The 14060-nt window shown below is 34.6% G+C and carries 8 protein-coding genes; 5 read left to right on the forward strand and 3 right to left on the reverse strand.

Features of this window, described 5'->3' with window-relative positions:
* Nucleotides 1–12: 12 nt before the first annotated feature.
* The 5 genes from E9099_RS08315 to E9099_RS08335 all read left to right on the forward strand — a co-directional run bounded on the left by E9099_RS08315 (nucleotide 13) and on the right by E9099_RS08335 (nucleotide 11642).
* Nucleotides 13–6288, forward strand: coding sequence for a LamG-like jellyroll fold domain-containing protein (locus E9099_RS08315; protein ID WP_168800729.1), 6276 nt, complete (start codon nucleotides 13–15; stop codon nucleotides 6286–6288).
* A gap of 117 nt (nucleotides 6289–6405) precedes the next feature.
* A complete protein-coding gene (gene ileS, locus E9099_RS08320; protein WP_136583195.1) occupies nucleotides 6406–9813 on the forward strand; it encodes an isoleucine--tRNA ligase in 3408 nt (1135 codons plus the stop codon).
* 4 nt (nucleotides 9814–9817) lie between these two features.
* Nucleotides 9818–10201, forward strand: coding sequence for a TraR/DksA family transcriptional regulator (locus E9099_RS08325; protein WP_136583196.1), 384 nt, complete (start codon nucleotides 9818–9820; stop codon nucleotides 10199–10201).
* 121 nt (nucleotides 10202–10322) lie between these two features.
* Nucleotides 10323–10946 carry a hypothetical protein gene (locus E9099_RS08330; protein ID WP_136583197.1) on the forward strand — a complete coding sequence of 208 codons (624 nt, stop codon included), beginning with the start codon at nucleotides 10323–10325 and terminating at the stop codon, nucleotides 10944–10946.
* Between the two features lie 69 nt (nucleotides 10947–11015).
* Nucleotides 11016–11642, forward strand: a complete 627-nt coding sequence (locus E9099_RS08335) for a lipoprotein signal peptidase (protein ID WP_136583198.1) — start codon at nucleotides 11016–11018, stop codon at nucleotides 11640–11642.
* On the opposite strand, the gene E9099_RS08340 is transcribed toward E9099_RS08335, so the two are convergent.
* Genes E9099_RS08340 through rimK form a run of 3 tightly spaced genes read right to left on the reverse strand, consistent with a single transcriptional unit; the run spans nucleotide 11639 to nucleotide 14060 of the window.
* Nucleotides 11639–12202 carry a 5-formyltetrahydrofolate cyclo-ligase gene (locus E9099_RS08340; protein WP_136583199.1) on the reverse strand — a complete coding sequence of 188 codons (564 nt, stop codon included), beginning with the start codon at nucleotides 12200–12202 and terminating at the stop codon, nucleotides 11639–11641. The two genes, E9099_RS08335 and E9099_RS08340, sit on opposite strands and share 4 nt — an antisense overlap.
* 7 nt (nucleotides 12203–12209) lie before the next feature.
* On the reverse strand, nucleotides 12210–13178 hold the full coding sequence (locus tag E9099_RS08345) for a succinylglutamate desuccinylase/aspartoacylase family protein (RefSeq protein ID WP_136583200.1): 969 nt from the start codon (nucleotides 13176–13178) through the stop codon (nucleotides 12210–12212).
* A 3-nt stretch (nucleotides 13179–13181) separates the two neighbouring features.
* Complete coding sequence (gene rimK / locus E9099_RS08350) at nucleotides 13182–14060, reverse strand: 30S ribosomal protein S6--L-glutamate ligase (protein ID WP_136583201.1); 879 nt, start codon at nucleotides 14058–14060, stop codon at nucleotides 13182–13184.

Genomic DNA, 14060 nt, shown 5'->3' on the forward strand with positions numbered 1-14060 from the left:
CTTATGTTATTTATGAGAAATTGCCCTGAATTTTGTAGACATTTAATATGTGTCTTTTCGTTTTTATTTACTTTTCAAGTATTTTCTCAGACGACTATCGTCAAGAACGAGTTTATTTCTACTAATTATGTCGAGATAACTGATGGTAATCAAGGCCTCTCAAATGGAGGGGATAACTGGAATTTCACAGTTGATACAGATAATGGGGCAGTCATTTATAGTTCTTCTAAATTTATAAGTCCTACTAGAAGTTTAGAAATTAGAGATTATCATACGTTTGTAGATAAGGTGTTATTTGATCAAATAGATATCACAGGTTTAATAAATGTCGAGTTTTCAATTGGGTATGCTTCTAACAATGCTTTAGGCGTTAATGATACAATGGATTTGGTCTATTATATCGATGGCGTTCCTACAAGAGTTACTTTAATTCAGGGTGGTAATGGAGAGGTTGATTTTGGCTCTTCCATAAATAATGGTACAGGTGCTGCTAATGTTTATGTTTTGGCGATACCAAATGGTTCATTAAGTTTTAGGTTTGATATTGAATTAAATGCTGATAATCAAAATGGTAATGAGTATGTTTATATAGATGATGCTCTTTTAACGCATATCGTACCAACATCTTTACCGCCAACAGCAAATTGTAAAAACATAGCAATAGAATTAGATAGTAATGGGAATGCAACAATTGTAGCGACAGATGTAGATAATGGATCTACTGATGATTTTTCAGCATTTACATTAGCTTACGCAATAGATATAGACACTTTTGATTGTACAGATCTTGGGGATAATACAGTAATTTTAACGGTTACAGATGACGAGGGTCAGACTGATACATGTAACGCTGTAGTGACAGTAAATGCTTATTCTGGAAGTCTAGTAGCTCCTGTCCTTCCTGATGTTAACGCGTATTGTAATTATACTGTGTTGCCACCAGCGGATTTAATTTATAGTTGTAATTTAATTACTCCTACTTTTGCTAGTTCTACTTCTGGAACAGGTGATGATACATTTACATCTAGTGGTACAATTACTTGGTTGTACGACGACGGAGCAGGAGAGTCTGCAACAGCAATACAAAATGTAATCATAGAAGGGTTGGTGCCTCCTGCCAGTATAGTGGTGTCTGGAATAACACAATCTGGTGCAACAATTTCGTGGGATGATTTTTTAGGTGAAGAAACTTATGTAATAAGATATAGAGAAACCGGAAGCGTAACTTGGACTACCGTAAACTCTGTAACTAATTCTGTAAACCTTACAGGTTTGGATGCTTTAACAGAATACGATGTGGCTGTTGCAAGTGCTTGTGGTGTTGCAGAATCAGGATACTCTGATACGGAAAACTTTATAACATTAAGCTCAGGTGCTTATTGTACTCCAGTAGCAAATACAAATGGTTCTTTTGGGGATCGTTTTATAACAAATGTTACATTACCTGGAGAGACTGTAAGTATTGATAATGATTCAGGGAATGAAGGAGGATATTTTGATTACACCTATTTACCAGCTGCTGATTTGTACTATGGAGAAACATATGACATTTCTATTTTGGTAGATGGGAATACAGCTTTAAATGCTGCAAATCATCGCTCAGGTTGGGTTGCTTATATCGATTTTAATCAGGATAATGTTTTTGATGAAGGAGAACGAGTGTATCGTTCTGGAGGAACAGGAGGTGGAGAAGAGTCTAATGCAACTTTTCCGTATGTGGCGCGATCTTTTACAGTTCCGACAACTGCAGTTTCGGGGGTAACGACTATGCGTATCGGTATTCAACATTTTACTTCTCCAGCTGATCCTTGTGGAGAGGTTTCTGGTAATGCGATAGACTTTGAGGATTATAAAATTAAGATTTCTTTAGATCCACTTGCGCCCCAAGATATTACCGTATCAGGTAATAATACTGAGATTATAAATGGTCAAACAGAAACAACTTTTTCTAGTTTCACAGATTTTGGAATTTACGATATTAATGGAGGGGCTAAAACAAGAGTTTTTACAATTTTTAATAGTGGATCAGAACCATTAGTTTTGGGGCTTCTGCCAGTGTCTTTACAGTTGGGGTCAAGTGTAGATTTTTCTATTTCGTCACAACCTACTGCAGGTACAGTAATTCCACCAGGAGGTACTGAGACATTCTCTATAAGTTTTGATCCGAGTGCTATTGCTAGTAATATAACAGCAGTTGTTGTTATTGATAGTGATGATCCAGATGAAAACCCATTTACGTATACCATAATAGGTGAAGGGGATGAGTTGTATCCAGATACGGATGGTGATGGCGTTTCTAATAATGTAGATATTGATGATGATAATGACGGTATTTCCGATAGTGAAGAGCAGTTACAGTGTTTGTTGTATTCTGGAGCATCTATTGTGGAAACAGAATTTTTAAATGAACATTTTGGAGCCGGATTAACTAGAGCAGCAATTAATGGTAACACGGATGGTGTGACAACGTCATATTGCTATGAAGATGGAGTTGCTGGTCAAGCATCAGAAGAGTGTGATGCAAATGTAAATTTAAATGATGGTGAATATGTAGTGCATTACTCTGTTACAAACGGAGACGCGGCTAATAATGCTGTTACGCCTAATGGCGAAAATATAGCCGATTTTGCAAACTTTGCATGGTATAAAGGAGAAGATCATACTCCAGGAGATACCAATGGTAGAATGGCAATATTTAATGCTGCCACAGATCCAGGTATTTTTTATGAAACTTTAATTTCAGGAATATTACCTGATGTGCCATTAGCCTATAGTTTTTGGGCTATTAATATCGATAATGCCGATAATAGATTTCCAGGAGGAGAAACTCCAAGGATAAATCCAAATATAACAGTTAGGTTTTTATCTTCGGATTATACAACCGAGCTAGCTTCGTTTGATACAGGAGACATCACGCGATGTGCTTCAGGGAATAATTGTGTAGATTCTATTTGGAAAGAATACAGTACTTGGGTTATTTTATCAGAATCAGAATTTGTTATTCAATTTATTAATAATTCACCAGGAGGGTTAGGAAATGATTTAGCCTTAGATGATATTCTTGTTACGCAATCCTTGTGTGATTTAGATAATGATGGTGTTGCAGATGTTTTTGATTTAGATAATGATAACGATGGTATTCCTAATATTTACGAATTTGGGCCTCCTTTATTAGGAGCGGATATTGATGTAGATAGAAACGGTGTCGCTTTGCTTGGACCAGGAGCAGATACTGATGGCAATGGGATGAGTGATATATATGAAACAGCAACTGCTTTAGATTCCGATAATGATGGTACTCCAGATTATGTGGATCTAGATTCTGATAATGATTCTGTTTTTGATGCATTAGAAAATGATGGTAATGGAGATATAGATATAGATGGAGATGGTTTAGGAGACGGTACAGATGCAAGTACGGGAATAAATAATGATACATTTGACGGAGATGGTGTTCTGGCATTAATAGATAATAATGATGATGATGCTGATGGGGATGACCATGGTCTTGGTACTAACGGTTATGAGTATCCTTTAGATACTGACGGGGATGGAATACCTGATTATTTAGATATAGATAGTGACGATGCTAGTAATGATGTATCTAATGGAAGTGATATCGATAATACAATCTATAATTCATTAGATGCGAATAATGATGGCGTTATTGATGGAAATTTAGACGCAGATCACGATGGGATATTAGATGCATTTGATTCGGATAATTCAGTATACGGATCTCCTAGAGACTTAGAGGATTCTTATAGTTTGTTCTTTGATGGACGTAATGATTATGTAGAGGATGCTAATGTGCTGTCAAACGGAAATGCGACACTTATGGCATGGATAAAATCTGAAGGAGATAATACTTTAGGCACAAATAGAGTTGTTGCAGGACAGGCTAATTTTTATTTGGTTGTTAATACTGCAGATAATTCAGTGTCAGTGGTTTTAAATGGTAGTGTAGTACTAACGTCCACCGATGTGGTAGTTGATACTATTTGGACACATCTTTCAGTAACAACAAATGGGGCTGAAACTATTTTATATGTAAATGGAGAAGCGCAAGGTAGTCCATCCGGAACCGGAGGTTTGTCTAATGATACATCTAGCTTTAGTATAGGGAGACTAGCTAATATAGACTCAGGTTATTTTCATGGAGAAATTGATGAGGTTAGAGTGTTTGATATTAGTTTAACAGAAGAAGAAGTCCAAAGGACCGTATATCAAGAGTTAGACGAAAATCAAAGTTTTAATCAAGGTAAGATAATTCCTAAAGACATCTCAGGAAATTCTATTGGAGCAAATCTTATACGCTACTATAAAATGGATGGTTATAAAGGTGATATTACAGATAATAAGGTAACTCCTGCAATCGACCAGGTAACGGGAGCTAAATTGTATAATATTAAAAATATATATTTTCAAACAGCACCATTGCCATATAAAACAATTCAAGATGGAGCTTGGACTAGTGTTTCCAATTGGGAACATGGAGATGTTTGGGATATTGATGTTGTAGCTAATAATAAAGATTGGAGTATTGTTAAATTAGATAATAATATATCTACAGTAGCGTCTCACAAAAATTTAGGGTTGTTGATAAAAGATGCTCAAACGTTTACGGTTAATAATGATAATTATATTGATAACACATGGTATTTAGAGCTTAACGGAACCATCGATTTGTCTGACGATTCTCAGTTATTGCAATCAGATCAAAGTGATTTAGTAACGGATACGGATGGTAAAGTTTATAGACGCCAAGAAGGGATGGCTAATAAATATAGATATAATTATTGGGGGTCGCCAGTTGGTAAAACGCAGGTAACACTTATTTCTGATAATAATAGTGTGTCTAATACTAGTAACTCTCCTTTTAATTTAAGTATGCTTAAGGATAATGCTTTTACGCCTATGGAGTTTACAACGGGTTATGACGAATTAGGTAAAATAAGTACGTATTGGACCTATATTTATCAAAGTGGAGTGTCTTATTACGATTGGGTAAATATTAATGCTAATTATGATATTCTTTCAGGGCATGGTTATATTCATAAGGGAACAGGTATTGGTACTACGGATTTTCAGTATATTTTCGAAGGGAAACCAAATAATGGAACACTTGTTCTTCCTGCTACAGATATTGGAGGTTCAGGATCCGTTGGAGGTACAACAAGAACAACGTCGTTAGTGGGTAATCCTTATCCTTCAGCTTTAGATGTCGAAGCTTTTATACTTGATAATAGTTCTGTTTTAGGAGGTGGTGGTGCACTTTATTTTTGGGAACAAACGGGTGGTGATTCACATGTTTTAAATCAGTATCAAGGAGGTTATGCTATTAGAAATATTTTGGATGGTACTAGAGCTTATCAATTTGTTGGGTTAAATGGTGATGATACAGGAGTAATAGTAGGGGTGAAAACGCCTAAGCCTTTCGTTTCTGTTGCTCAAGGTTTTGTAGTAGAAATTGAAAATGATGGAAACATTGTATTTAATAATGCGCAAAGAATATTTAAAACAGAAGCTTTAGGAGGGTCTGTGTTTTTTAGACAAGCTCAAGATGTAAGTGAAATTGCAAGTGCTACAGATGATAATCCAATAAAGAAAATCAGGTTACAATTGACTACCGCAAGTAATTTAGGTCGAGAAATCGTTATGGGATTCAATACTGCTACAAATGATGGCTTTGATTATGGATATGACGCTAAGGCATTTCAGACCTATCCAAACGATTTGACAATGACTTTAGATGATCAGGCAATGGTTATTCAGTCTTATGCAGATATTGCAGCAGACAAGGTTGTGGATTTAAATTTTGAGGCAGATGGTAACGGTATGTACAGTATTCAAGCGACGCAATTTGTTGATTTTCCTGCAGATCAAGAGGTGTTTTTAAGAGATAATTTTAATAATATTTATTACGATTTAACTTCAGAGGAAGCGTATAGTTTTGCTTCAGAAGCAGGTGTTTTTGCTGATAGATTTGATGTCGTGTTTCAATCTGCAGAAACTTTAAGTACTGATGATTTTGAGGCCGAAATTAAAAACGTTTCAGTTTTTTATATTGATAATCAAGAGTTGTTATTTGTAAAAGGATTAAAAACTAATGCTAAAGGATTGAAGCTTTATAATACATTAGGGCAACAAGTTTACAGTACTGCTTCAGTTACTAATCAACAATTAGAAAATGGCTTAAGCTTGACAAACTTAAGTACAGGGTTGTATGTGGTTAGTATTACGATGGAAAATAATCAAACTTTAGAAAAAAAGATAATCTTAAAATAAAAAAGGATTAATCCTAAAGCGCCATTACAATTTGTAGTGGCGCTTTTTTTATGCTCAAAAATCAGAGTTTTAAACAGAATTCCTTAATTTCGCAACTCTATAACGAAATTAGAAAAAATGAGCACAGGATTCCCTGAATATAAAGGCCTTAACTTACCAAACGTCGCAGAAGAAATTCTTAAGTATTGGCAAGACAATAATATATTTGAAAAAAGTGTAACGACTCGTGAAAACGCAGAGCCTTACGTGTTTTTTGAAGGACCACCTTCAGCTAACGGTTTGCCTGGTGTTCATCATGTTTTAGCACGTGCTATAAAAGATATTTTTCCAAGATATAAAACCATGAAAGGGTTTCAAGTTAAGCGTAAAGCTGGTTGGGATACGCATGGTTTACCTATTGAATTGGGTGTGGAAAAAGAACTAGGGATTACTAAAGAAGATATTGGTAAAACTATTTCTGTAGAAGATTATAATGCGGCTTGTCGTAAAGCAGTCATGCGATACACAGATGTTTGGAATAACCTGACTCAAAAAATGGGGTATTGGGTAGATATGGACGATCCGTATATTACTTATGAGCCTAAGTATATGGAAACCGTTTGGTGGCTTTTAAAAGAGATTTACTCTAAAAAGTTAATGTATAAAGGGTATACTATTCAACCATATTCTCCAAAAGCAGGAACAGGATTAAGCTCTCACGAGGTTAATCAACCTGGAGCATATCAAGATGTAACAGATACAACTATTGTTGCTCAGTTTAAAGCTGTTGAAAGTACATTACCAGATTTTTTACAAAACGAAGGCGATATCCATTTTACAGCATGGACAACAACACCTTGGACATTGCCAAGTAATACGGCATTAACGGTTGGACCAAAAATAGATTATGTTTTGGTGCAAACTTTTAACCAATATACCTTTTTGCCTATTAATGTGATTATGGCTAAGGCTTTAGTTGGAAAACAATTTGCAGGAAAATTATTCAATCAAGTAGAAGCTAAAGCGGACCTTTCAGAATATAATGGTGGTGATAAAGTTATACCGTATTTTATTGTAAAAGAATTTATAGGAAATGACCTTGTTGGTATTAAATACGAACAACTATTACAATATGCATTACCAAATGACAATCCACAAGATGCTTTTAGAGTTATTGCTGGAGATTTTGTAACGACTGAAGATGGTACAGGTATCGTACATACAGCGCCAACATTTGGAGCAGATGATGCTTTAGTTGCGAAACTAGCTTCTCCAGAAATACCGCCATTATTGGTTAAAGACGATAATGAAAACTTAGTGCCTCTTGTCGATTTACAAGGGCGTTTTAGACCAGAAATGGGAGAGTTTGGTGGTAAATATGTTAAGAATGAATATTATAATGATGGCGAAGCTCCAGAGCGCTCAATAGACGTTGAATTAGCAATCAAATTAAAAGAAGAAAATAAAGCCTTTAAGGTTGAAAAATATAAGCACAGTTACCCACATTGCTGGCGTACAGATAAACCAATCTTATACTATCCATTAGACTCTTGGTTTATTAAAGTGACTGATGTTAAAGAAAAAATGGTAGCTAATAATAATACCATTAACTGGAAGCCAAAATCTACTGGTACAGGACGTTTTGGTAATTGGTTAGCTAATGCAAACGATTGGAATTTATCTAGATCACGTTATTGGGGGATTCCATTGCCAATCTGGAGAACAGAAGATGGTAAGGAAGAAATCTGTATTGGATCTGTGGAAGAGCTTAAAGCCGAAATGCAAAAAGCAGTATCCGCGGGTGTTTTAGCTAAAGATATCTTTGAAGATTTTGAGGTTGGAAACAATTCTGAAGAAAATTATGCAAAGTTAGATCTACATAAAAATATTGTAGATGGTATTGTATTAGTGTCTCCAAGTGGGCAACCAATGCAACGCGAAAGCGACTTAATTGACGTTTGGTTTGATTCAGGCTCAATGCCTTATGCGCAATGGCATTACCCATTTGAAAACAAAGAGAAAATTGATAATAACGAAGCCTTTCCTGCAGATTTTATAGCAGAAGGTGTAGATCAAACTAGAGGTTGGTTTTATACATTGCATGCTATTGCAACAATGGTATTTGATTCGGTTGCCTATAAAAATGTCGTATCTAACGGATTAGTGTTGGATAAAAACGGACAGAAAATGTCCAAACGTTTAGGTAATGCAACAGATCCATTTACAACTTTGGATACTTATGGTGCGGATGCAACACGTTGGTATATGATTTCTAATGCAAATCCATGGGATAACTTAAAATTTGATTTAGACGGTATTGAAGAAGTAAAGCGTAAGTTTTTCGGAACATTATATAACACGTATTCATTCTTCAGTTTATATACCAATTTAGATAAGTTTAGTTACACTGAAGCGGAAATTCCATTGGCAGATAGACCAGAATTAGACCGTTGGATTTTATCAGAGTTACATACACTTATCCAAAAAGTGGATGCGTATTATGCGGAATACGAACCAACAAAAGCAGCACGAGCTATTTCCGATTTTACACAGGACTATGTTAGTAACTGGTTTGTGCGTTTAAGTAGAAGACGTTTCTGGAAAGGAGATTACCAAACAGATAAAATTTCTGCTTACCAGACATTATATACGTGTTTATTAACCATAGCAAAATTAGGTGCACCAATTGCTCCGTTTTTTATGGATAAGCTTTACATCGATTTAACAAAAACAACACAAACGGAAGCGTTTGAGAGTGTACATTTGGCTGAATTTCCAAAATTTGATCCAAGTTTTATAGATAAATCTTTAGAGCGTAAAATGGAAAATGCGCAAACTATTTCGTCTTTAGTCTTATCATTAAGAGCTAAAGAAAAAATAAAAGTGCGTCAACCATTACAAAAAATCATGATTCCTGTAGATTCAGAACAACAGAAAGAAGAGATTTTAGCGGTTGCAAACTTGATCAAGCATGAAGTTAATATCAAGCAAATAGAGATTTTAGAAGATGCTTCAGACATATTAGTTAAGCAGATTAAGCCTAATTTTAAAGCGTTAGGACCACGTTTTGGAAAAGATATGAAAACCATTGCTGGAATCATTACTAAAATGACTGCAGACGATATTAAAGTTATTGAACAAAAAGGAGAGATCGATGTCGAGTGTAATGGAAAAAGTATTACATTACAACGTGGTGATGTAGAGATTACATCACAAGATATTGAAGGCTGGTTAGTAGCTAACGAAGGCAATATTACAGTTGCTCTAGACGTTACAATATCGCCAGAATTAAAAGAAGAAGGTATTGCTAGAGAGTTAGTAAACCGTATTCAAAACTTGCGTAAAGATTCAGGATTTGAAGTAACAGATAGGATTTCTGTACAACTTCAAGAAGATGTAAACATTGTGCAAGCAGTTAAAGCTAATTTAGATTACATTAAGGCTGAAACCTTAACGGACGATCTTAAAATTATTAATCAATTAGATAGTGGTATAGATATTGCTTTTGATGATATAAGTACTAAACTATTTATTCAAAAAAACTAAAATTATGGCATCAGATATAAACGTAAGGCATTCAGATAAAGAATTAGCACGATTTAAAGTGTTAATTCTTGATAAAATAGAAAAAGCTAAGCACGATTTAAAGTTAATTAAAAGTGCTTATATGAACGATCATAATAACGGTACAGACGATACGTCTCCAACCTTTAAGGCGTTTGATGAAGGTAGTGAAACAATGAGTAAAGAGTCTAACTCGGAACTTGCTATTAGACAAGAAAAGTTTATTCGTGACCTTAAAAATGCTTTAATTAGAATTGAAAGTAAAACGTATGGTGTGTGTCGTGTCACAGGGAAATTGATTAATCCTAAGCGATTAGAGTTAGTGCCTCACGCAACGTTAAGTATCGAAGCAAAAAATATGCAAAAATAAATTTCTACTAAAAGAGAAGTTTTAAAATCGACACTATTACATTATAGTAATGTCAAAATAGAATAACCCAAAGCGCTTCATTTTAAATTGAAGCGTTTTGTATTTGTAATACATCGTTATATTGAAATTTAAATTCACTGTTGTATTTGTTTTAATCACTCAGGTTTTTTTTGCCCAAATAGGGACGGAAAAAACGTGGGAGGCTAACGGGATAAAGACAGTAGCGATTGCAGGACAAAATGTGTTTAAAATTAAGGTTTCAAATACACGTTCTAATACGGTAGAATTAAAAGTGAAAATTGAAGGCGAATACGCAAAACATGTGGTGATTCTTGATAGTTTTTCTAATGAAACCCTGTCCATTTCAGCATCATTCCAACCTTTATTTAAAGATGATAATGATAAATTAAGTGCACATAAAGTACTTTCTGTAGAATACGAATTAACTGTTCCAAAACGGATGGCTTTGGATATTAAAAGTGATATAGCATCGGTGAAGGTTATTGGAGCGTATCATTCTGTTTTTATCGAGTTACATCAAGGGAATTGCAATTTAAAGGATTTTTTGGGAGATGCCACTGTAAATACGATTGATGGAAATATTGCTATTCAAACTAATAACGCTAAAGTAGAAGCATTTTCTAAAACTGGAACAATACAAAACAAACAGTTTAAGTATGGTAAATACAATATAAGTTGCCATACAATTAACGGGGATATCAACGTGACTAAAATAGAAAAATAAGCCTAAGTTTAGCATTGGTCCTTAAATAAATTATAGCACTAAGTAATTGTCTAAGTGTCTTTTAAACCTATGAATATAAAAAAAGCATCCTTACTAATTATTGTTATTTTACTTATTGATCAAATAAGTAAAGTCTATGTCAAAACGCATTTTGTTTTAGGAGAAGATGTGACTGTTTTTAATTGGTTTAAGATCTATTTTATTGAAAATAGTGGTATGGCTTGGGGAACTAAATTAAGTGATATTCTTCCGTTTATGACGGATAGGACGGCTAAGGTGTGTTTGACTGTGTTTAGAGTTTTTGCAATTTTTGGTATTGGATACTGGTTGGTAAATACTATAAAAAAGCAAGAGTCTAAAACGTTAGTTTTGGCATTAGTATTTATTTTTGCAGGGGCATTGGGTAATATCTTAGATTCAGTGTTTTATGGCGTTTTATTTGATGGTAGTGTTAGTCAAGTCGCTTCTTTTTTACCTACGGAAGGTTACGATAGCTTGTTGCATGGTAAGGTTGTTGACATGTTATATTTACCAATATGGAAAGGCTATTTACCAGAATGGGTTCCAGGCATTGGAGGTGACTATTTTACGTTTTTTGAACCCGTTTTTAATATAGCAGATGTTGCTATTAGTATCGGGTTCTGTATTTTGATTTTCTTCAATAAAAAGGCGTTTCCTAAGCGTGAAGAAGATTAAAAGGTATAAATTTTCTCTGGAGTAACACAGTAATCAAGTGTAACATCATTTTCAAAAACATCTTCAATTTCAGCTTCAGCTTCAAAAAAGGATACCCCTATTTTTATAGTATTTGGCTTGCAGGATGCTAAAAAGTTATCGTAGAATCCCTTACCGTAACCTACGCGATGTCCTTTGGTGTCAAATGCTAAAAGCGGAACAAAAACAACGTCAATTTTGTTATTGGAGATGTCTATGCCGTCTACAGGTTCTGGAATGTTATAAGCGCTTAGTTTAAGGGTTGTGGCGTCAGTTAATAAGTAATTACTTAGCGTATTCGTTTTAAAATCGCTTTTAGAAATGACAATGTTTTTATCTTTCCCCGAAAGGATATTTAGTATAAAATCGGTATTAACTTCTTGATGTGTTTCAATAGTTAAAAACAAGTGGTAAAAACTATAATCCCAAATGGATAACGTTAGTAGTCGATTGGCAATAGCAATGCTTTTATCATCAATATTAGCTTCAGAAAGCGAGCCTCGCAAAGCTTTATATTTTCGTCTTAATTCAGCCTTTTTCATCTTAAATTTATTTTAAAACTTCTGTGGATACATGAAACAAAGCATCTCCTTGATAAACAATAGGAGATTGATTGATGTTTATAATATAACCAGCGTGTTTAGACTTGACAAAATGGTTGAATTTTCCGTAAGGATCTGTAATGTTTCCAATGTCATCACCAACTTTAACTTCTATACCAAGTTTAACCGTGGCTTTAAACATACCAGAATGCTTTGCTCTAAGCCAAGAACTTTCTGTTATTTTAACACATTCTTTTTTAGGTTCTGAGACTTTAAATTGTCTACGTAACATGCCGAAGTGATTCATAATACGTTTTGCGCCATTCACGCCTGTGTTGGTTACGGCGTTGTCTAGGTCAAAAGATTTTCCTCCTTCATATAATAAGATCGGTTTTCCTAATTTGTTACAGGCATTTCTAAACGATTTATTTAAGTTTTGAGAATATAATATAAATGGCGCGCCAAAAATTTCGGCCATAACATCATCGTCTTCGCTACCTTGTTCTATACGTATTTGCGGGGCGTTAAAACGAAATGCGCCTCCTGTATGAAAATCAATTATAAAATCAGCATGAGGCACAACTTCTTGTATTAACTCGTAAGCCACGCGACTGGCTAAAGATCCGTTTTTTGTTCCTGGAAAGACACGATTTAAATCACGACCATCAGGAAAGGCACGTTCCATATTTATAAAACCGAAAATGTTAAGTACAGGAATACAAATGGTTGTTCCTATTTTGGGTTTGTTAATACCCTTGGATATTAATTGTCGGACAATTTCTACTCCGTTTATTTCGTCACCATGGATTCCTGCCGTAAATAGTACGGTTGGTCCTGGTTTTTTAGAACGTTCTATGATAATAGGAACATCAACTGGTGTTCTAGTGTGTAATTTTGCAACATTAAAACTAACTTCTGCGCTTTGCCCAGGCTTTATAGTCTCTCCTAAAATTTCTAAAACGTCGTTTGTGTACATCGTCTATTTTTGAGTGTTGTTTTCTATATAATTGATAATGTTTTTGGCAATATTTTTACCTGTTGCATTTTCTATACCTTCCAATCCAGGACTAGAGTTAACCTCTAATAATAAAGGACCTCTCTCAGATTGTAGCATGTCTACACCACACACAGGTAATTTTAAAGCTAAGGACGCTTTTCTCGCAACTTGTAGTTCTGCTTCACTTAATTTAATAATATTTGCACTTCCACCTCTATGTAAATTAGATCTAAATTCGCCTTCCTTTCCTTGACGTTTCATTGCGCCAACAACTTCTCCATTAACAACTAAAGCACGTAAATCAGCACCTTTAGCTTCTTTAATAAATTCTTGCACAATAACTCTAGCTTCTAGACCATTAAAGGCTTCTAAAACAGATTCGGCAGCATTTTTACTTTCAGCTAAAACAACACCTAGTCCTTGAGTCCCTTCTAGTAATTTTATAATTACTGGTACACCACCAACATGTTGGATAACTTCTTCAACATCTCTAGAATAGTTTGTAAAAACTGTTTTTGGCATTCCGATACCAGCTTTACTTAAGCGTTGTAAACTTTTTAATTTATCTCTAGATCTTAAAATAGCTTCAGAAGAGGCAGTTGTAAAAACATTCATCATTTCAAATTGTCTAACAACAGCACACCCATAAAACGTTACAGAGGCTCCAATACGAGGTATGATAGCATCGACGTAATCTAAATAACGGTCTTTATAAAAGATGGTAGGTTTTTCTGTTTCAATAATAATATCACATTTTAATGGATCTATTATTTCTATTTTATGACCTCTTTTTTCACCTTCTTCTACTAAACGGTCTGTTGAGTATAAATTAGCGTTTCTAGATAAAATTACAATGTTCAT

The sequence above is a fragment of the Psychroserpens sp. NJDZ02 genome (genome assembly GCF_004843725.1).
Lineage (GTDB): Bacteria > Bacteroidota > Bacteroidia > Flavobacteriales > Flavobacteriaceae > Olleya.